Source organism: Xanthomonas sp. CFBP 8445, assembly GCF_025666235.1.
Taxonomy (GTDB): Bacteria; Pseudomonadota; Gammaproteobacteria; order Xanthomonadales; family Xanthomonadaceae; genus Xanthomonas_A; species Xanthomonas_A indica.
In genome coordinates, this window is sequence record NZ_CP102594.1 from 1,186,601 (window position 1) to 1,206,836 (window position 20,236).

Annotated in this window: 19 protein-coding genes; 13 read left to right on the plus strand and 6 right to left on the minus strand. The window is 68.8% G+C overall.

The features are described 5' to 3' along the window. Positions 1–45 precede the first annotated feature (45 nt). The 4 genes from hemW to rph form a co-directional block, all read right to left on the minus strand. Positions 46–1,275: a radical SAM family heme chaperone HemW gene (gene hemW, locus NUG21_RS05130; protein WP_263392461.1), complete on the minus strand. Its 1,230-nt coding sequence runs from the start codon at positions 1,273–1,275 to the stop codon at positions 46–48. A gap of 134 nt (positions 1,276–1,409) precedes the next feature. Further along, positions 1,410–2,021: an RdgB/HAM1 family non-canonical purine NTP pyrophosphatase gene (gene rdgB, locus NUG21_RS05135; protein ID WP_160945308.1), complete on the minus strand. Its 612-nt coding sequence runs from the start codon at positions 2,019–2,021 to the stop codon at positions 1,410–1,412. Then, on the minus strand, positions 2,018–2,407 hold the full coding sequence (locus NUG21_RS05140) for a VOC family protein (RefSeq protein ID WP_160962186.1): 390 nt from the start codon (positions 2,405–2,407) through the stop codon (positions 2,018–2,020). Before NUG21_RS05140 ends, rdgB begins: the two co-directional genes overlap by 4 nt. After that, entirely contained in the window at positions 2,404–3,129 is a 726-nt protein-coding gene (gene rph / locus NUG21_RS05145) for a ribonuclease PH (RefSeq protein ID WP_263392462.1), read from the minus strand. The genes NUG21_RS05140 and rph overlap by 4 nt, the downstream gene beginning before the upstream one ends. A gap of 108 nt (positions 3,130–3,237) precedes the next feature. Between rph and NUG21_RS05150 the strand changes: the two genes are divergently transcribed. From NUG21_RS05150 to NUG21_RS05190, 9 genes are all read left to right on the plus strand, one after another. After that, positions 3,238–4,098 (plus strand): YicC/YloC family endoribonuclease, encoded by an 861-nt coding sequence (locus NUG21_RS05150; RefSeq protein ID WP_242080501.1) that lies wholly within the window; start codon positions 3,238–3,240, stop codon positions 4,096–4,098. A gap of 153 nt (positions 4,099–4,251) precedes the next feature. Continuing rightward, positions 4,252–4,878 (plus strand): guanylate kinase, encoded by a 627-nt coding sequence (gmk, locus tag NUG21_RS05155; RefSeq protein WP_019797020.1) that lies wholly within the window; start codon positions 4,252–4,254, stop codon positions 4,876–4,878. A 112-nt stretch (positions 4,879–4,990) separates the two neighbouring features. Next, on the plus strand, positions 4,991–5,290 hold the full coding sequence (gene rpoZ / locus NUG21_RS05160) for a DNA-directed RNA polymerase subunit omega (protein ID WP_010343101.1): 300 nt from the start codon (positions 4,991–4,993) through the stop codon (positions 5,288–5,290). Positions 5,291–5,391: 101 nt separating this feature from the next. Next, positions 5,392–7,563, plus strand: coding sequence for a RelA/SpoT family protein (locus NUG21_RS05165; RefSeq protein ID WP_019797021.1), 2,172 nt, complete (start codon positions 5,392–5,394; stop codon positions 7,561–7,563). Between the two features lie 246 nt (positions 7,564–7,809). After that, on the plus strand, positions 7,810–8,193 hold the full coding sequence (locus NUG21_RS05170) for a RidA family protein (RefSeq protein ID WP_010341827.1): 384 nt from the start codon (positions 7,810–7,812) through the stop codon (positions 8,191–8,193). A gap of 9 nt (positions 8,194–8,202) precedes the next feature. Continuing rightward, on the plus strand, positions 8,203–10,350 hold the full coding sequence (gene recG, locus NUG21_RS05175) for an ATP-dependent DNA helicase RecG (RefSeq protein WP_263392463.1): 2,148 nt from the start codon (positions 8,203–8,205) through the stop codon (positions 10,348–10,350). 275 nt (positions 10,351–10,625) lie between these two features. Next, entirely contained in the window at positions 10,626–11,564 is a 939-nt protein-coding gene (locus tag NUG21_RS05180) for a nucleoside hydrolase (RefSeq protein ID WP_242160571.1), read from the plus strand. A 153-nt stretch (positions 11,565–11,717) separates the two neighbouring features. Further along, positions 11,718–11,960, plus strand: coding sequence for a type B 50S ribosomal protein L31 (locus tag NUG21_RS05185; protein ID WP_010341537.1), 243 nt, complete (start codon positions 11,718–11,720; stop codon positions 11,958–11,960). Positions 11,961–12,250: 290 nt separating this feature from the next. Continuing rightward, entirely contained in the window at positions 12,251–13,540 is a 1,290-nt protein-coding gene (locus NUG21_RS05190) for a citrate synthase (protein WP_026143410.1), read from the plus strand. 192 nt (positions 13,541–13,732) lie between these two features. Here the strand turns inward: NUG21_RS05190 and NUG21_RS05195 are convergent, their stop codons facing one another. Both NUG21_RS05195 and NUG21_RS05200 read right to left on the minus strand, forming a co-directional pair. Continuing rightward, entirely contained in the window at positions 13,733–14,377 is a 645-nt protein-coding gene (locus NUG21_RS05195) for a hypothetical protein (RefSeq protein WP_160947499.1), read from the minus strand. 155 nt (positions 14,378–14,532) lie between these two features. Next, on the minus strand, positions 14,533–16,965 hold the full coding sequence (locus tag NUG21_RS05200; RefSeq protein ID WP_263392464.1) for a penicillin-binding protein 1A: 2,433 nt from the start codon (positions 16,963–16,965) through the stop codon (positions 14,533–14,535). 218 nt (positions 16,966–17,183) lie between these two features. Here NUG21_RS05200 and NUG21_RS05205 point away from each other — a divergent pair, with 218 nt between their 5' ends. Genes NUG21_RS05205 through NUG21_RS05220 form a run of 4 tightly spaced genes read left to right on the plus strand, consistent with a single transcriptional unit; the run spans position 17,184 to position 20,225 of the window. Then, positions 17,184–18,242: a pilus assembly protein PilM gene (locus NUG21_RS05205; protein ID WP_017908825.1), complete on the plus strand. Its 1,059-nt coding sequence runs from the start codon at positions 17,184–17,186 to the stop codon at positions 18,240–18,242. Next, positions 18,242–19,030, plus strand: coding sequence for a PilN domain-containing protein (locus tag NUG21_RS05210; RefSeq protein WP_263392465.1), 789 nt, complete (start codon positions 18,242–18,244; stop codon positions 19,028–19,030). The genes NUG21_RS05205 and NUG21_RS05210 overlap by 1 nt, the downstream gene beginning before the upstream one ends. Further along, on the plus strand, positions 19,027–19,692 hold the full coding sequence (locus NUG21_RS05215) for a type IV pilus inner membrane component PilO (protein ID WP_184502654.1): 666 nt from the start codon (positions 19,027–19,029) through the stop codon (positions 19,690–19,692). Before NUG21_RS05210 ends, NUG21_RS05215 begins: the two co-directional genes overlap by 4 nt. Beyond that, positions 19,689–20,225, plus strand: a complete 537-nt coding sequence (locus NUG21_RS05220; protein ID WP_160947502.1) for a pilus assembly protein PilP — start codon at positions 19,689–19,691, stop codon at positions 20,223–20,225. Before NUG21_RS05215 ends, NUG21_RS05220 begins: the two co-directional genes overlap by 4 nt. Positions 20,226–20,236: the final 11 nt, after the last annotated feature.

The window sequence follows — 20,236 nt, forward strand, 5'->3', positions numbered from 1 at the left end:
GATCCGTCGCCGCAACCAAGGCGGCGACGTCGCCAGGACACCGTCCTAGGGCAGAAACAGCGCGACCACGTCGTTGGTGAAACGCCGCCCCAGCTCGGTCGGCACGGCGTGGCCGGCGTCCACCCGCAGCCAGTCGCGGGCCTGCGCCGTGGCCAGGGCCGGGGCGATCATCTGCAGCGGCAGGCCGGTGCGGGCGCTGAAGTCGCGCAGCGCGAAGCCGTCGTTGAGGCGCAGCGCGTTGAGCATGTACTCGAACGGGCGCCGCTCCGGCGCGATCCATTCGTCGCCGCCGATCGCCGCAGGCGTCCCGGCCGTGTCCAGGAACGCCTGCGGATGCTTGTGCTTCCAGCGCCGCAGGATGCTCTGCTCGGCGCCGGAGCTGATCTTGCCGTGGGCGCCGGCGCCGATGCCGAGATAGTCGCCGAAGGTCCAGTAGTTGAGGTTGTGCGCGCAGCGGTACGCGGCGCGGGCGTAGGCGCTGACCTCGTACTGCGCGTAGCCGGCCTCGGCCAGCAGCGCCTGGCAGCGTTCCTGCATGTCCCAGGCGTCGTCGTCCTCGGGAATGCCCTGCGGCGGTCGCGCGGCGAACAGCGTGTTCGGTTCCAGGGTGAGCTGGTAGTGGCTCACGTGGGTCGGCTGCAGCGCCAGCGCCTGCGCGATGTCGCGCTCGGCCTCGGCCAGCGTCTGCTGCGGCAGCGCGTACATCAGGTCCAGGTTGAGATTGGCGTAGCCGGCGTCCTGCGCCAGCTTCACCGCGCGCTCGGCCTCGGCACCGTCGTGGATGCGGCCCAGCCGCTGCAGGGCCGCATCGTCGAAGCTCTGGATGCCGAAGCTGAGGCGATTCACCCCGGCCGCCAGGTAACGGTCGAAGCGGCCGTGCTCGGCGGTGCCGGGATTGGTCTCCAGGGTGATCTCCAGGCCCGGGGCAAAGCGCAGCCGGGCGCTGGCGGCCTGCAGGAAACGGTCGATCGCCTCGGGCGGGAACAGGCTGGGCGTGCCGCCGCCGAAGAACACGCTGTTGACCACGCGGCCCCAGACCAGCGGCAGGTCCTGGTCCAGGTCGCGGATCAGCGCCTCCACGTAGGCGTCGAACGGCAGTGCGCCCTTGGCCGCGTGCGAATTGAAGTCGCAGTACGGGCATTTGCGCACGCACCACGGCAGGTGCACGTAGAGCGACAGCGGCGGCGGCACCAGCGGCGGGCTGCCGGCGTGCGCGGATGGGTCCGGGCAGGCGGTGCCGAGCGGATGCTGGCAATGGTCGTGGGCGTGCGACATGGCGGGCGAGGGCGGGGAAGCGGAGAGGCGGGCGGCGCGTGTGCTGGGTGGTGGTCAGGGCCTGACGGCGTGGCGCGACACGGGCCGCGCGGGCCATGGCGCCGGCCCTGGTCGGATGCCCGCGCGCGGCGCGTTCATCCGGTCGGTTGCGCCGCCAGCAGGTCGGCCAAGCGCTGCTTGAGCTGCTGCAGCGCGAGGGCGCGATGGCTGATGCGGTTCTTCAGCGCCAGCGGCATCTCGGCCGCGGTCTGGCCGTGGTCCGGGTCCAGGAACACCGGGTCGTAGCCATGTCCGCCGGTGCCGGCACGGGCTCGCGCGATGCGGCCGCGCCAGCGGCCCTCCACCAGCAGCGGCTGAGGATCCTCGGCATGCCGCAGCAGCACCAGCACGCAGTAGAAATGCGCACCGCGCTGCGCGTCCGGGACATCGTGCAGTGCGTCCAGCAGCTTGTCGATGTTGGCCTGCGCATTGCCGTGTTCGCCGGCGTAGCGCGCCGAATACAGGCCGGGAGCGCCGTGCAGCGCGTCGACGCAGATGCCGGAGTCGTCGGCCAGTGCCGGCAGGCCGGTGACGCGCGCGGCGTGGCGCGCCTTGAGCAGCGCGTTCTCGACGAAGGTCAGGCCGGTCTCGTCGGCATCGCTGACGCCGAGCGTGGATTGCGCGATCAGGTCGACGCCGACGTCGTCGAGCAGGGCATGCAGTTCTTCGAGCTTGCCGGCGTTGCTGCTGGCGAGGACCAGTTTCATGCGGTGGGCTCCAGCAGATCCCAGGTGTTGCCGTAGAGGTCGCGGAACACCGCGACCGTGGCGTAAGGTTCGTGACGTGGGGCTTCCAGGAATTCCACGCCGGCGGCGAGCATCGCCGCATGGTCGCGCTGGAAGTCGTCGGTGTGCAGGAAGAAGCCGACCCGGCCGCCGGTCTGGTCGCCGATGCGGCTGCGCTGCGCGTCGTCGCTGGCGCGCGCCAGCAGCAGCGCCGCACCGCGCGCATCACCAGGCCCGACCACGACCCAGCGCTTGTGGCCCTGGTCCACGTCTTCCAGCAACTGGAAGCCCAGCTTGCCGGTGTACCAGGCGATGGCCTCGTCGTAGTCGGCCACCACCAGGGTGACCAGGGCCAGGCGCCGGTTCATTGCGCCAGGGCCGCGCGCTGCGCCGCCAGCAGCTCGCCGATGCCGCGCTCGGCCAGGCCGAGCAGCGCGTCCAGTTCGTCGCGACGGAAGGCGTGGCCCTCGGCGGTGCCCTGCAGCTCGATGAAGCCGCCGCCGTCGTTCATCACCACGTTCATGTCGGTATCGCAGTCGCTGTCCTCGGCATAGTCCAGGTCCAGCACCGGCACGCCGCGGTAGACGCCGACCGAGACCGCCGCGACCGCGCCTAGCGCCACCGGCTTCTTCAGGTCGCCGCGCTTCTGCAGCCAGTTCACTGCATCCACCAGAGCCACGTAGGCACCGGTGATGGCGGCGGTGCGGGTGCCGCCGTCGGCCTGCAGCACGTCGCAGTCCAGAGTGATGGTGCGCTCGCCCAGCGCGGTGCGGTCGACGCAGGCGCGCAGCGCGCGGCCGATCAGACGCTGGATCTCCAGCGTGCGTCCGCCCTGCTTGCCGCGCGCGGCCTCGCGATCGGAACGCGAATGGGTGGCGCGCGGCAGCATGCCGTATTCGGCGGTGACCCAGCCTTCGCCCTTGCCGCGCAGGAAGCCCGGCACGCGGTTCTCGACGCTGGCGTTGCACAGCACGCGGGTGTCGCCGAAGCTGACCAGAACCGAGCCTTCGGCATGGCGGGTGAAGGCGCGTTCGATGCGGACCGGGCGCAACTGATCGGCCGTGCGGCCGCTGGGACGGGAGAAGGACATGCAGGGGTTCCGGGAAGGGCGGGGCCATGCGCGGCATGTGACCGCGTTCGGCAAGGCAGGAAAGGGCGCTAGGTTAACATCCGCCCCTTGTCCGCATTGGAACACCGCATGATCCGCAGCATGACCGCCTACGCCGGCGCCGAGCGCATCACTCCCTGGGGCACGCTGGGGTGCGAGCTGCGCTCGGTCAACCACCGTTTCCTGGAGGTGGGCGTGCGCCTGCCGGAGGAGTTGCGCGCGCTGGAGCCGCAACTGCGTGAACGCGTGGCCGCGCGGATCAGCCGCGGCAAGCTCGACCTGATGCTGCGCCTGCGCGCGCCGGACGCGGCGCAGACCCTGGCGGTGAACGAGGCCCTGGTCGAGCAGCTGGGCGTGCTGGCGCAGCGGCTGGGCGCGCGTTTTGCGCAGATGCAGGTGCAGTTCGTCGACCTGCTGCAGTTGCCCGGCGTGTTGCAGGGGCAGAGCGTCGATCCGGCGGCGCTGCAGGCGCAGGCGCTGGAACTGCTGGACGAGGTGCTGGCCGAGTTCGTCGCCGCGCGCGAGCGCGAGGGCGGCAAGCTGGCCGCGGCTATCGTCGAGCGGGTCGATGCGGTGGAACGCATCGCCGGCGAGGTGCGCACGCTGATCCCGGCCATCCGCGACGGCCAGCGCGCCAAGCTGGCGGCGCGCCTGGCCGACCTGCCGCATCCGGTCGACCCCGGCCGCGCCGAGCAGGAACTGGTGCTGTGGCTGCAGAAGCTCGACGTGGACGAGGAACTGGACCGGCTCGGCAGCCACATCAAGGAACTGCGCCGGGTGCTGCGCCAGCCGGAACCGGCTGGCCGGCGCCTGGACTTCCTGCTGCAGGAGTTCAACCGCGAGGCCAACACCCTGGGCTCGAAGTCGGTGGACAGCCGCACCTCCAACGCCGCAGTGGAACTGAAGGTGCTGATCGACCAGATCCGCGAGCAGGTGCAGAACCTGGAGTAGCCGGGATGGCGGGAGTCGGGATTGGGGATTGGTACGGCGGATCCCGGCGTTGGCCGGGTCGGACCCAATACCGGGTAGCATATCGACCCCGTGGGTATCGGCCCGCGGCTTCGCTCGCGAATCCCGACTCCCCAATCCCGAACCCCTGATCCTATGCGCGGCACTCTTTACATCGTGGCGGCCCCCTCTGGCGCCGGCAAGAGCAGCATCGTCAACGCCACCCTGGCGCGCGATCCGCAGATCGCGCTGTCGATCTCGTTCACCTCGCGTGCGCCGCGCCCGGGCGAACGCCATGCCGAGCACTATCATTTCGTCTCCGCCGACGAATTCCAGCGCATGATCGATGCCGGCGACTTCTTCGAGTACGCCCGCGTGCACGGCGACTGGAAGGGCACCGCGCGGCAGTCGGTGGAGCCGCAGCTGGCTGCCGGTCACGACGTGCTGCTGGAGATCGACTGGCAGGGCGCCCGCCAGGTGCGGGCCAAGGTGCCGGACGCGGTCAGCGTGTTCATCCTGCCGCCCTCGCGCGAGGCGCTGCAGCAGCGCATGCGCAAGCGCGGCCAGGACAGCGAGGCGGTGATCGCGCAGCGGCTGGCCGCCGCGCGGGAAGAGATGTCGCACTACGCCGACTTCGACTACGTGATCGTCAATGAGCACTTCGACACCGCCGTGGACGAGATGTGCGCGATCTTCGTCGCCAGCCGCCTGCGCAGGCTGCCGCAGCAGCAGCGCCATGCCGCGCTGATCGCCACCCTCCTGCAGGAACAGCCAACTGGCTGATTCCAAAGGGAACTGAATGGGGTGGGGTTGATCTTGGGCGGCGTCCGCCCTACAATCCCCGCCCTTTCCCTCATTCGAACGCGTGGCCGTTGCCGGCCCGCCGGGAGCCCGCATGGCCCGCATCACCGTAGAAGATTGCCTGGAAGTCGTTAACAACCGTTTCGAACTGGTCATGATGGCGTCCAAGCGCGCCCGCCAGCTCGCCAACGGCGTGCAGGCCACCCTCGACAACACCGAATCGGCCGACAAGCCGACCGTGCTGGCGCTGCGCGAGATCGCCGCGCGCAAGATCGACAATGCGCTGATCGACGAGGTCGAGAAGGCCGAGCGCGAGCGCGCCGAGCGCGAAGCCCTGGAATGGGCCGCGGCCGAGGTGGTGGCCGACGAGGACATGTCCAAGAACGACGACTGATCGCGTCCCCGCGTCGCGATCGTCCTGCGAACAGCCCGCATCCGCGGGCTGTTTCGTTTTGCGGGTTTGCCGTCCACGCGCCGCTGGCATAGTCTTTCCGCATGAACCCAGGCCCTTCTGCCCAGGTCGCCAGTGCCGCGCCGCCGTCGGCCGACGAGGCGGTCCCCGACTACGTCCTGCAGCTCGAACGCAGCGCCAGCTATCTGCCCGCCGAGCAGATCCCGCTGCTGCGCCGTGCGTGGGAGGTCGGCGCGGCCGCGCACGCGGGGCAGACCCGCAAGTCCGGCGAGCCCTACATCACCCATCCGGTGGCGGTGGCCGGGGTGCTGGCCGAACTCGGCCTGGACGTGGAGGCGCTGATCGCGGCGATCCTGCACGACACCATCGAGGACACCCCGCTGACCCGCGCCGAACTGGCCGCCGAGTTTGGCGAGGCGGTGGCGGAACTGGTCGACGGCGTCACCAAGCTGGACAAGCTCAAGTTCCGCGACCGCCAGGAAGCGGCCGCCGAGAGCTTCCGCAAGATGCTGCTGGCGATGTCGCGCGACCTGCGCGTGATCATGATCAAGCTCGCCGACCGCCTGCACAACATGCGCACGCTGGGCGCGCAGAGCGCCGAGGCGCGCAGCCGCATCGCCCGCGAGACCCTGGAGATCTACGCGCCGATCGCCCAGCGCCTGGGCATGAGCCTGATGAAGTCCGAGCTGCAGAATCTCGGCTTCCGCGCGCTGCATCCGTGGCGCCACGCGATCATCGAAAAACACATCCGCAGCCAGCCGGTGGTGCGCCGCGAGTCGATGGCGCAGGTGGAGGTGCAATTGTCGCAGCGCCTGGCCAAGGAAGGGCTGGAACACCGGTTGGTCAGCCGGATCAAGACCCCGTGGAGCATCTACAACAAGATGCGCGACGAGAACAAATCGTTCGACCAGGTAATGGACGTGTTCGGCTTCCGCCTGGTGGTGCGGGGCGTGCCGGACTGCTATCACGCGCTCGGCGCGGTGCACGCGACCTTCAAGCCGCTGGATGCGCGCTTCCGCGACTTCATCGCCATTCCCAAGGCCAACGGTTACCAGTCGCTGCACACGGTGCTGTTCGGGCCCTACGGCTCGCCGATCGAAGTGCAGATCCGTACCGAGGAGATGGACCTGATCGCCGAGCGCGGCGTCGCCGCGCACTGGACCTACAAGTTCGGCGGCGATTCGCCCAACAGCGCGCAGAGCCGCGCGCACGCGTGGATCGTCGAACTGATCGAATCGCAGCGCGCCGCCGGCTCGTCGCTGGAGTTCCTGGACAACGTCAAGGTCGACCTGTTCCCGGACGAGGTCTACCTGTTCACGCCCAAGGGCAAGATCCTGGCGCTGCCGCGCAACTCGACCGCGCTGGACTTCGCCTATGCGGTACACACCGACGTCGGCAATCGCGCGGTGGCCTCGCGCGTGGACAAGAAGCTGGTGCCGTTGCGCACCAAGCTGGTCAGCGGACAGACGGTGGAAGTGATCACCGCGCGCTCGGCCACGCCCAAGCCGCAGTGGCTGGAGTTCGTGGTCAGCAGCAAGGCGCGCACCGCGATCCGCCACCAGCTCAAGCAGCTCGAGCACGAGGACGCGGTGCAGCTCGGCCACCGCATGCTCGACCGCGCGCTGGAGGCGATGGACAGTTCGCTGGAACGGCTGCCCAAGGGGCGCCTGGACTCCTTCCTCAGCGAGCACCGCTACCCGCGCCTGGAAGCCCTGCTGGCCGACGTGGCGCTGGGCAACTGGATGCCCAACCAGGCCGCGCAGGCGCTGATGGCGTATGCCGAACTGCGCGGCGGCGGTCACTCCAAGCATTCGCAGGAAAAGATCCTGATCAATGGCACCGAGCGCGGCGTGGTCAGCTTCGCCAACTGCTGCCAGCCGATTCCCGGCGACGAGATCATGGGTTATCACACCGCCGGCAAGGGCATCGTGGTGCATCGGCTGGACTGTCCGAACCTGGCCGAACTGCGCAAATCGCCGGAGCGCTGGGTGCCGATCGGCTGGGATACCAGCGTCATCGGCGACTACGACACCGCGCTGGTGGTGGACGTGGAAAACCGCACCGGCGTGCTGGCGCAACTGGCCGCGGCGATCGCGCAGAGCCAGTCCAACATCGAGCGCGTCGACTACCTGGACCGCGACTTCAACGCCGCGGTGCTGCGCTTCAACATCCAGGTGCGCGACCGCAACCACCTGGCCGAGGTGATGCGCCGGCTGCGGCGCTTGAATGCGGTGCAGAGCGTGCGGCGCCAGTAGGTGGTGCCGGGATTGGGGGGTTGGGATTGGGGATTCGACGCGGGCCTGGCCCTGGCGTCGTAGGAGCGGCTTCAGCCGCGACGCTTTATCGGTGAGGCGTCGCGGCTGAAGCCGCTCCTACGTAAATCTTCTGAAAGCAGGCACCGCGGCGTGTCCCGCCGTCACGCTGTTCCCGAATCCCCAATCCCCAATCCCCAATCGCGCGCGCCAGCTAAACTAGGCGGACATTCTTCCAACGGAGTCGCCATGTCCCGCCAGATCATCCATACCGACCGTGCACCGGCCGCGATCGGTCCGTATTCGCAGGCCGTGCGCGCCGGCAACACCGTGTACTTCTCCGGGCAGATCCCGCTGGATCCGGCCACCGGCGAGATCGTCGCCGGCGACATCGCCGCGCAGGCGCGCCGCGCCTTCGACAACCTGCAGGCGGTGGCCGAGGCGGCCGGCGGCTCGCTGGATCGCATCGTGCGCCTGGGGCTGTATCTCACCGACCTGGCGCAGTTCGCGCAGGTCAACGCGGTGATGCAGGACTACTTCCAGGCGCCGTTCCCCGCGCGTTCCACCATCGAAGTCTCGGCCCTGCCCAAGGGCGCGGGCTTCGAAGTGGACGCGGTGATGGTGCTGGACTGATCCCCCGCCGTGCCGCGCGTGCAGGTTCCGGCGCCGGCGCTGTCGGCGGCAGGCGAGGTGCCGCTGACCACGCTGCCCGGCGTCGGACCCAAGCTGGCGGAGAAATTCGCCGCGCGCGGCCTGTCCACGCTGCAGGACCTGTGGCTGCACCTGCCGCTGCGCTATGAGGATCGCACCCGCCTGACCACGGTGGCGGCGCTGCAACCCGGCGTGCCCGCGCAGATCGAGGGGCGGGTGCAGGCGGTGGACCGTGGCTTCCGCTACCGGCCGATGCTGCGCGTGGCGGTGGCCGACGACTCGCGCGGCACCCTTGTGCTGCGCTTCTTCCAGTTCCGTGCGGCGCAGGCGGCGCAGTTCGCGGTCGGTGCGCGCTTGCGCGCCTTCGGCACGCCCAAGCCGGGCCAGCACGGGCTGGAGTTCGTGCATCCCAGCTATCAGATCCTCGGCGAGGACGACGACGCGGCGTTGGGTGATCGCCTGGATCCGGTGTACCCGGCGGTGGAGGGCGTCGGCCCGGCGACCGTACGCCGGCTGATCGGCCAGGCGCTGGACCGTCTGCCCGAGGAGGCGGCGCTGGAACTGCTGCCGGCGTCGTTGCTGGCCGAACTCGGCTTGCCTTCGTTGCGCAGCGCGCTGCTGGTCGCGCACCGGCCGCCGCCGCAGGCCGATCTGGCCGCGCTCGCCGCCGGCCTGCATCCGGCGCAGCAGCGCCTGGCGCTGGAGGAGTTGCTCGCGCATCACCTGAGCCTGCGGCGCCAGCGCATCGCCCTGCAGTGCCAGCCGGCGCCGTCGCTGCGCGGTCGCGGGCTGCTGGCCAAGCGCCTGCAGCAGTCGCTGCCGTTCCAACTGACAGGCGCGCAGCAGCGCGTGTTCGCGCAGATCCGCGCCGATCTGGAGCGGTCGGCGCCGATGCTGCGGCTGGTGCAGGGCGACGTCGGCAGCGGCAAGACCGTGGTCGCCGCGCTGGCGGCGATGCTGGCGGTGGACAAGCGCAAGCAGGCGGCGCTGGCGGCGCCCACCGAACTGCTCGCCGAGCAGCATCTGGCCAACCTGCGCGGTTGGCTGGAGCCGCTGGGCGTGCGCGTGGCCTGGCTGGCCGGCAAGGTCACCGGCAAGGCGCGCAGCGCAACCCTGGCGCAGATCGCCTCCGGCGAGGCGCAGGTGGTGGTCGGCACGCATGCGCTGATGCAGGAGGCGGTGCGCTTCCACGACCTGGCCCTGGCCATCGTCGACGAGCAGCACCGCTTCGGCGTGCACCAGCGGCTGGCGCTGCGCGACAAGGGCGCCTCGGGCGCGGGCGTGCCGCACCAGTTGGTGATGACCGCCACGCCGATCCCGCGCACGCTGGCGATGGCCGCGTATGCCGACCTGGATGTTTCCTCGATCGACGAACTGCCGCCGGGGCGCACCCCGGTGCAGACCATCGTGCTCAACGCCGAGCGCCGTCCCGAACTGGTGCAGCGCATCCGCGTGGCCTGTGCCGAAGGCCGGCAGGCCTACTGGGTCTGCACGCTGATCGAAGAGGCCGAGGACAGCGAGAAACCCGCGCAGGCCGGCGCCGGCCAACGGCTCGAGGCCAGTGCCGCGCAGGCTACCTTCGAGGCGCTGTCGGCGCAGTTGCCGGAACTGCGCGTGGGCCTGGTGCATGGGCGCATGAAGCCGGCGGAGAAGCAGGCGGCGATGCGCGCGTTCAAGCAGGGCGAGATCGACCTGCTTGTCGCCACCACGGTCATCGAGGTCGGCGTGGACGTGCCCAACGCTTCGCTGATGATCATCGAGAACGCCGAACGCCTGGGCCTGGCGCAGTTGCACCAGCTGCGCGGCCGGGTCGGGCGCGGTGCGTCGGCGTCGAGTTGCGTGCTGATGTACCAGGCGCCGCTGTCGGCGATGGCGCGGCAGCGCCTGGAAACCATGCGCCAGACCAACGACGGCTTCGTCATCGCCGAAAAGGACCTGGAACTGCGCGGCCCCGGCGAACTGCTCGGCACCCGCCAGACCGGCCTGGCCGCGTTCCGCGTGGCTGACCTGGCCCGCGACGCCGGCCTGCTGCCGCGCGTGCACGCCCTGGCCGACCGGCTGCTGGAGGAGGCGCCGGTCCTGGCCGACCGCATCGTCGCGCGCTGGGTCGGCGGCGCGGTGCGGTTCGCCGGGGCGTGAGGGGGCGGGGATTCGGCATTGGGGATTGGGGATTCGCAAACGCGATATCGCCACGTCTTTCTCGTAGGAGCGGCTTCAGCCGCGATGGGGCTGTCCTGGTAACGCCCGGTCGCGGCTGAAGCCGCTCCTACGACGAACAGCGGTGGCGCAGCCTCTGCGAATCCCCGCTTTCAACAGCCGAATGGCTGGTCATCCCGACTCCCCAATCCCCGCGCCTTCCCATGCCTGCCCGGCAGTGCCAGACTCGGCGGCCGAATGGACGAGCGAAGCGACGCATGAGCGACAAGATTCCCCTGTTGATCGATACCGACCCCGGCGTGGACGATGCGCTGGCGCTGCTGATGGCGTTCGCCGATCCGCGCCACGAGGTGGTCGGGCTGACCATCGCCGCCGGCAACGTCGGCCTGCGCCACACCGTGCGCAATGCGCTGAAGCTGTGCGAAGTGGCCGGGCGCGAGGATGTGCCGGTGTTCGCCGGCTGCGCCGATCCGCTGCTGCATCCCTCGGTGGACGCCGGGCACGTGCATGGCCAGGACGGCTTCGGCGATGTCGACCTGCCGGCGGCCGCGCGCGGCGCCGAGGCCGAGCATGCCGCGCTGGCGATCTTGCGCCTGTCGCACCAGTATGCCGGGCGCCTGCTGCTGGTCGCGCTGGGGCCGCTGACCAACATCGCGCTGGCGCTGAAGCTGGACCCGACCCTGCCGCAGCGCGTCGGCCGCTTCCTGGTGATGGGCGGGGCGATCACCTGCCACGGCAACATCACCCCGGCCGCCGAGTTCAACATCGCCTTCGACCCGGAGGCGGCGCACATCGTGTTCAAGGCGTTCCCGCACATCGAGGTGGCGGATTGGGAGGCGACCGTGGCGCATGGCCTGCCGCACCGCGAGGTCGAGCAGTGGCTGGCGGTGGATGCGCCGAAGGCGCGCTTCTACGAGCTGATCTCGCGCAAGACCCGGCTGTGGTCGGAAGACGCGCGCGGCGAACACTGGTATGCCGCCGACGCACTGGCGATGGCCTGGGCGCTGCAGCCCGACGGTGCCCAGGAGGTGCAGGCGCGCCCGATGCAGATCGAGCTGTCCGGGGTGCATACCCGCGGCGCCACCCTGGTCGACTGGAACCGCCAGCTGGGCCTGCCGGACAACGCGACCATGCTGATCCGCTACGACCACGCCCGCTTCCTGGGCCTGGCGCGGGCAGCCGTCGGCGCCGGCTGAGCCTGCCGATCCCGCCCGCACCCGGGCGGGATCTCCCGGAGCAGGGCCCCCGGGGCGCTGCCACCGCATCTGTCGCGACGTAAACGTTGCGTGGAGGGCGGCAGGGCTGTTATAGTTTCCCTCTTGTCCAGCAGCCACCTACGGTGCGAGCCCATGAAGGCCGACATCCATCCCCAGTACCGCGACGTCGTGTTCCACGATGTCACTTCCGATTTCAAGATCCTGACCCGTTCGACCATGTCCTCGAAAGAGACGGTCAAGTGGGAGGACGGCGAAGAGTATCCGCTGATCAAGGTCGAAATTTCCTCGGCTTCGCACCCGTTCTACACGGGCAAGCACAAGGTCATCGACACCAGCGGCCGCATCGACAAGTTCCAGAAGCGCTACGCGCGCTGATCGGAACCGTCGAACGGATGTAAAGCGACGGCCGCTTGCGCGGCCGTTTTGCTATCCGCTGCATGGTCTCTTCCCGGCGCGGCCGCGCCGGTGTCATCTTCCCGTGAAAGTGCGGCGAGGATGCAACGCTGTGTCGCTTTCCTGCCGCCATCGTGCGGCATGAGGGGTGAGCGACGACGCAAATGCTGCTGTGCGATAATGGCGCGATCCGTGGCGATTGCCGTGGACTTCCTTCACGCGTCTGTTCGCAACGTAATCGGACAGGCGCCTTCCATCGAGGAGCGCACACTGTGTCCGATCTTGATCAGGTCACGTTGAACGCCGGCGACAAGTCGGTCGTTCTTCCGGTACTCAAGCCCACCCTGGGCAACGATTGCGTCGACATTTCCAAGTTGACCAAGGAGACCGGTCTCTTCACCTACGACTCGGGCTTCACCGCGACCGCCAGCTGCAAGTCGGCGATCACCTACATCGACGGCGACAACGGCGTGCTGCTGTACCGCGGCTACCCGATCGAGCAGCTGGCCGAGAAGTCCAACTTCCTCGAAGTGGCCTACCTGCTGATGAACGGCGAGCTGCCCACCGCCGACGAATTCAAGAAGTTCGACCACGAAGTGACGCATCACACGATGATGCACGAGTCGCTGAAGAACTTCCTCGGCGGCTTCCGTCACGACGCGCACCCGATGGCGATGATGGCCGGCACCGTGGCCTCGCTGTCGGCGTTCTACCATGACACCCTCGACCTCAACGATCCGGAGCAGCGCCGCCTGGCCGCGATCCGCCTGATCGCCAAGGTGCCGACCATCGCCGCCGCCGCCTACCGCTACTCGATCGGCTGGCCGATCCGCTACCCGCGCAACAACCTCGGCTATGTCGAGCGCTTCCTGCACATGATGTTCGAAGTGCCCAGCGAGCAGCTGCAGATGAACCCGGTCGTGGCCAAGGCCCTGGACCTGCTGTTCATCCTGCACGCCGACCACGAGCAGAACGCCTCGACCTCGACCGTGCGCCTGGTCGGTTCCACCGGCGCCAACCCGTACGCCTCGGTTGCCGCGGGCATCACCGCGCTGTGGGGCCCGGCGCACGGCGGCGCCAACGAAGCCGTGCTGAAGATGCTGGAAGAGATCGGCACCGCCGACAACGTCGAGAGCGCCGTGGCCAAGGCCAAGGACAAGAACTCGAGCTTCCGCCTGATGGGCTTCGGCCACCGCGTGTACAAGAACTTCGACCCGCGCGCGAAGATCATCCGCGAGATGACCCACAAGGTGCTGGGCGAGCTGGGCGTCAACGACCCGCTGCTGGAAGTGGCCCTGAAGCTGGAAGAGGCCGCGCTGAAGGACGACTACTTCGTGCAGCGCAAGCTGTACCCGAACGTCGACTTCTACTCGGGCATCATCTACAAGGCGCTGAACATTCCGGTGGAGATGTTCACCGTGATGTTCGCCATCGCCCGCACCGCCGGCTGGGTCTCGCACTGGCTGGAGCAGCAGGTCGACCCGGAAATGAAGATCGGCCGCCCGCGCCAGATCTACACCGGCTACGACAAGCGCGACTACACCAGCGCCGACAAGCGCTGATCGATCGCCCGCAAGGCTGTCCGGAACGCCCCGCTTTGCGGGGCGTTTTTCGTTTGTGGCGGGGCCGAAGCCGGAAAGGGGGCCGTCAGCTGACTCATGGTGCGCGCTGCAAGCCTGTGTGCGGGCGCCGGCCCAAAGGTGCCACGCCCATCGCGTCCACCGTCCGCATCCGCGACGCGGCGCGCTGCGCGTTCAGCCGGCCTGGTAGTCGGCGATGTCCTGCTCGGTCAGCAGTTGCCGCAGTTGCGGCATCGAGGCGCGCCGCATCGGCTTCTCGTCCACCTGCGACAACGGCGCCTGGCGCAGCGCGTCGTAGGGGAGCACGGTCAGGTCGAAGGTCAGCTCCTCGGCGGTGAACAGCCACACCGGGAAGTCCTCGCTGCGCTCGCGGTCCAGGCGCAGGCGACGGCTGCGCAACTCGGCCGGGATGCGGTGCTCTTCGAGGAAGCGCGCCACCGCCTCGGCATCGTCGCTGTGCAGGTGCAGTTGCACCGGGCTGTTGGCGTCGGCGGTGCCGTCGTGCACCGGGCCGGCCAGGCGTGGCGCGAACGCGTGCAGGAAGTCCATCGCGCGCAGCGCGGCCTCGCGCCGTCGGCGCAACTCGCCGGCATGGTCCGGGCCGGCGAACAGCCGCTGGTATTCGCGCAGCGCGTCCTCGATCTCGCTGTTGCGCGGCAGCGAGGCATCGTCGTGGATGCCGAGCCGGTCGGCGGCCTTGAGCTTGGCCTGATGGAAATCGCGGATGCCGCCTTCGGCCATCAGCCGCGCGGCTTCGTGCGCCAGCCGGCGACGGCGTTCGTGCGTGCGGGTCCGGGCGTGTTGCCGAGCGTGGTGCATGGTGCGCCTCCCCTCAAAGCCTGCCCCGACTGTACCGCAGCCTTGCGAAATTCAGGTGTAGCAGGCGGCGCTGCGTGGTGCGGCGTCCGCCGGGCGAGGCGCGCCCGGCGAAACAATACCCCCGGCGGGCGCCGGGGGCGAGGGAGGCGGGGCGATCAGAAGATGTCGAATGCCGCGTCGTCGGTCTTCTGGTCCTGCAGGCTTTCGTCGAACTGCTGGATTCGGTCCATGTCCTCGGTCTTGACCCATTCGGTGGCGCCGTTGAGGGTGACCTGGACCATGCCGGCCGGCGGGTCGTTGCGGGCGATCGGCTGGTCCTTCAGCGCCACCCGCATGTAGTCGATCCAGATCGGCAGCGCCGCCTTGCCGCCGTACTCGCGGTAGCCGAGCGAGCGGTAGTCGTCGCGGCCGACCCAGACCGTGGTCACGTACGGGCCGCCGAAGCCGGAGAACCAGGCGTCGCGGTGGTCGTTGGTGGAGCCGGTCTTGCCGCCGACGTCCTCGCGGCCGAGCACCTTGGCGGGAGTGCCGGTGCCGCGCTGGACCACGTCGCGCATCATCGACACCAATTGATAAGCGGTGCGCTCGTCGATGGCGCGCGGTGCGACCTTGGCCTCCGGATCGATGGCCGGGGTCTTTTCGTCCGCGGCCGGCGTGGCGGCGGTCGCGGACGGCTTGGCCGCCGGCGGCGGCGTGGCCGCGCCGAAGTTGAAGCCGTCCACCACCTGGCTGACCGGCGCGGCATTGCCGCCGACGCTGCCGCAACTGCGGCACGCGGTCAGCGGATGCTCCTGGAACAGCACCTTGCCATCGCGGTCGGTGACCTTGTCGATGATCCAGGTGTTGACCAGCGAGCCGCCGTTGGCGAACACGGTGTAGCCGCGCGCCACCGACAGCGGCGTCAGCGAGGCGGTGCCCAGCGACATCGACAGGTTCGGCGGCAGTTCGGCTTCCTGGAAGCCGAACTGGCTGATGTACTTGCGCGCGAAGTCCACGCCGATGGCGTCCAGCAGGCGCACCGAGACCAGGTTGCGCGACTGCACCAGCGCCTCGCGCAGGCGCATCGGGCCGCGGAAGCCGCCGCCGTCGTTCTGCGGTGACCAGGTCTTGCCGCGGCGGTCGCGGAACACCACCGGCGCGTCGAGCACGATCGAGGCGGGGTTGAAGCCCTTCTCGAACGAGGCCGCGTAGAGGAACGGCTTGAAGCTGGAGCCGGGCTGGCGGCGCGCCTGGGTGGCGCGGTTGAACTTGTTGCCGGCATAGCTGAAGCCGCCGACCATGGCGCGCAGCGCACCGTTGTTGGCGTCCAGCGAGACCAGGGCGGCCTGGCCGCGCGGGATCTGGGTGATCTCCCATTCGCCCGGCTTGTCGCCGGCCTGGATGCGCACCAGGTCGCCGCGCTTGAGCAGGGTGGCCGGGCTGCGCCCGGTCCAGCGGCTGGCGGCCACCGGCAGCACCAGCTCGGTCTTGTTGGCGAGCACCACGGTGGCGCTGCCGTCGCTGCCGGTGCTGGCGACGATGCTCGGCAGCATCCCGCCCTGCACGTAGACGCCGCTCAGGTGGCTGGCCAGCGCCGCCGCATCGGCATTGGCGGGGACGTCGAAGTGCTTCTCGACGCCATGCCAGCCATGTCGACGATCGTAGACGATCAGGCCCTCGCGCACGGCATGGTTGGCCGCGGTCTGCAGGGTCGAGTCGATGCTGGTATAGACGTGGTAGCCCTTGTCCAGCACGTCGCCGCCGAAGCGCGCGATCATCTCCTGGCGCACCAGCTCGGCCACGTACGGCGCCTCGACCTCGACCGGGCGCTCGTGCGGCGCGGCGTGCATGGGCACCGCCTTGGCCGCCTCGGCCTCGGCCGGTGTGATGAAGCCCAGCGCGGCCATGCGGCTGAGCACATAGTTGTCGCGGCGCTGCTTGGCGCGCTCGGGATTGCTGATCGGGTTGCCGCTGGAGGGGAACTTGGGGATGCCGGCCAGCGAGGCCATCTCGTCCAGGCTCAGCTCGTTGAGCTTCTTGCCGTAGTAGTACTCGGCGGCGGCGGCGATGCCGTAGGCGCGGTTGCCGAAGAAACTCTTGTTGAGATACAGCTCGAAGATCTCGTCCTTGCTGAGCTCGGCCTCGATCTTGCGCGCCAGCAGGATCTCCGCCAGCTTGCGGGTGTAGCTGTATTCCGAACTCAGGAAGAACTGGCGGGCGACTTGCTGGGTGATGGTGGAGCCGCCCGGCACGCGCTTGTCGTTGGTGGTGGCCAGCAGCCACACCGCGCGGGCGATGCCCTTGTAGTCGACGCCGCCGTGCTCGTAGAAGCGGGCGTCCTCGGTGGCCAGGAAGGCCTGCTTCAGCCGCTCCGGCACGTCCTTCATGGTGATGGGGTAGCGCCGGGTCTCGCCGAACAGCGCCATCAGCTTGCCGTCGCTGGAATAGACGTACATGGGCTCCTGCAGTTCGACCTTGCGCAGGGTCTGCACGTCCGGGAGCTTGGAGGAAACGACGTAGTACAGCCCGCCTGCCACAGCGGCGCCGACCAGGCCAAGGAGGACGAACGTGACCAGCGCCCAGCGCAGCCAACGACGAAAACGGGGCATCGCGAGAGATTCCGATTGCAGATTTCTTGGGCGCAGAGTATAGAGTACGCCGGGGAACGGCTGGGGCCGGTTCCGGGGATGCGACGGGTTTGCTGCCGCAGGTCATGCCGTGACACGGATCGCGGTATGCAACCGGGCGGTTGCCAATTGCAAAAAATTTGTTATTAATGCGCTGGCGCAACATTGGCGTCCAAGTGCCCGCCGGCAGGGGAAAATCCGTGGGGCTTATCCCAAAGAGTCAGCAACCGCTGATCGGCATCGATATCAGCTCGACCGCGGTCAAGCTGCTGCAGCTTTCGCGTAACGGCAACCGGTTCCGCGTCGAGCATTACGCCGTCGAACCCTTGCCGCCCAATGCCGTGGTCGAAAAGAACATCGTCGAGGTCGAGGCGGTGGGCGAGGCGATCCGTCGCGCCGTCACCCGTTCCGGCACCCGCGCCAAGCATGCCGCGGCCGCCGTGGCCGGTTCGGCGGTGATCACCAAGGTGATCCCGATGCCGGCCGAGCTGGACGAGAGCGAACTGGAAGCCCAGGTCGAGCTGGAGGCGGTGAACTACATCCCGTACCCGATCGACGAAGTGAACCTGGATTTCGAGGTGCTGGGCGTCATCCCCAACAACCCCGAGATGGTGCAGGTGCTGCTGGCGGCCTCGCGTTCGGAGAACGTGGAACTGCGCCAGTCGGCCCTGGAACTGGGCGGCCTGGTGGCCAAGGTGATGGACGTGGAGGCCTTCGCGGTCGAGAACGCCTTCGCGCTGGTGGCCAGCGAGCTGCCGGTGGCAGCCGACGGCATCGTCGCCCTGGTCGACATCGGCGCCACCATGACCACCCTCAATGTCCTGCGCGGCGGGCGCAGCCTGTACAGCCGCGAGCAGGTGTTCGGCGGGAAGCAGCTGACCGACGAAGTGATGCGCCGCTACGGCCTGACCTACGAGGAAGCCGGCATGGCCAAGCGCCAGGGCGGGCTGCCGGAGAGCTACGAGGTCGAGGTGCTGGAGCCGTTCAAGGAAGCCACGGTGCAGCAGATCAGCCGCCTGCTGCAGTTCTTCTACGCCGGCAGCGAATTCAACCGGGTCGATCACATCGTCCTGGCCGGCGGCTGCGCCGCCCTGGCCGGGCTGCCGGAGATGGTGGAGGAGCAACTGGGCGTGGCCACGGTGGTCGCCAACCCGTTGGCGCAGATGACCTTGGGCCCGAAGGTCCAGGCGCATGCGCTGGCCCAGGATGCGCCGGCGCTGATGATCGCCACCGGCCTGGCGCTGAGGAGCTTCGACTGATGGCGAAGATCAATCTGCTGCCCTGGCGGGCGGAACGGCGCAAGCAGCGCGAACGCGAGTTCTATTCGATGCTTGGCCTGGCCGCATTCGCCGGGGTGCTGCTGGCGGGGCTGATCTGGTTCTACTACGACCTGCAGATCAGCGGCCAGAACGAACGCAACGCCTATCTGCAGACCGAGATCGAGAAGGTCCAGGCGCAGAACAAGGAAATCGACACCCTCGACGAGAAGAAGCGCCGGCTGCTGGCGCGCAAGCAGGTCATCGAGGAACTGCAGGCCAAGCGCTCGCAGATGGTGCATCTGTTCGACTCGCTGGTGCGCACCATTCCCGATGGCGTGGTGCTGACCTCGGTGAAGCAGGAAGGCGACATGCTGACCCTGGAAGGCCGCTCGCAGTCCAACGCGCGGGTCAGTACCTACATGCGCAACCTCGAAGGCTCTGGCTGGATGACCAATCCGGAGCTGACCGTGATCGAGGCCAAGGCCCAGGACAAGGAAGCCAAGGGTCCGATCGTCGACACCAAGGCGCTGCCGTACGTGTTCACGCTGCGGGTCAAGCTGCCGGTGCCGGGTGAAAGCGCCGACCCGGCGGCCGACGCGACAGCACCGGCCGGCTCCGCCGCGCCCGCAACCCCAGGCGCCGCGCCCGCGGGCGGCGCGCCTGGCATGCCGACGCAGACGCCGGGTGCATCTGCACCTGCCGCGGGCGGTTCCGCCGCACCCGCACCCGCACCGGCCGCCGCGCCGACGCCCGCTGCCACGCCAGCGCAACAGGGACCGGCGTCATGAGCAAGAAATTCAACATCAAAGAGCTGGATTTCAACAACATCGGCAACTGGCCCCAGCAGGCCAAGATCGTGTTCTGCGTGCTGGTGACCCTGTTCATTCTGGCCATGTCGTGGTTCCTGCTCATCAGCAGCAAGAGCGATGAGCTGGAAGGGCTGGAACAGAAGGAAACCGAGCTGCGCGCCACCTTCGAGAAGGAACAGGGCCGCGCGGTGAACCTGCAGCCGCTCAAGCAGCAGCTGGTGCAGATGGAGAAGGTGCTGCAGCAGATGCTGCGGCAGCTGCCGAGCAAGACCGAGATGCCCGACCTGATCATCGACATCTCGCAGACCGCGCTGTCCAGCGGCCTGACCAACGAGTTGTTCCAGCCTGGTCCGGAATCACCGAAGGAGTTCTACGCGGAGAAGCCGATCGCCCTGCGCATGGTCGGCAGCTACCACCAGTTCGGTGCCTTCGTCAGCGGCGTGGCGTCGCTGCCGCGGGTGGTGATCCTGACCATGCACGACATCAACCTGAAGCCGCGCGACAAGAGCAATGGCATCACCGCGCGCGGCGAACTGGAACTGTCCGGTACGGTCAAGACCTATCGCTACCTGGACGACAAGGAAATGGAAGAACAGGAGCAGGCGGCGAAGAAGGCCGGCAAGCAAGGCGGTGGCGCATGAGTCGGCAGCGGATTGTCAGGATGCTCGCCGCGGGCGCGCTGGCGCTTGTGCTCGGCGCGTGCGGCCGCAGCATCACCAGCACGCCTGGCGATGCGCCGAACCTGGAGAACTGGGTGAAGGAAGTGCGCGCGCGGCCGGCGCAGCCGCTGGAGCCGCTGCCGGTGATGCAGCAGTTCGAAACCTTCGAGTATGCGGCGCAGGGCCTGCGCGATCCGTTCAGCGATGCCTGGGCCAGCCCCGACGGCAGCAGCGGCCTGCGCCCGGACCCGAACCGCCGCAAGGAACCGCTGGAGCAGTTCCCGCTGGACAGCCTCAACATGGTCGGCACGCTGGGGAGTGGCGCGGGCCAGGTCGCGCTGGTGATGGCGCCGGACAAGGTGACCTACCGCGTGCGTCCCGGCGTGTACATGGGGCAGAGCGATGGCCGCGTGACCGGGGTGCACGAGGATCGCATCGATTTGATTGAACTGGTGCCGGATGGCGCCGGCGGCTGGTTGGAACGTCCCGCCTCCGTCGCGCTGGACGATCAATGATTGATTATGGG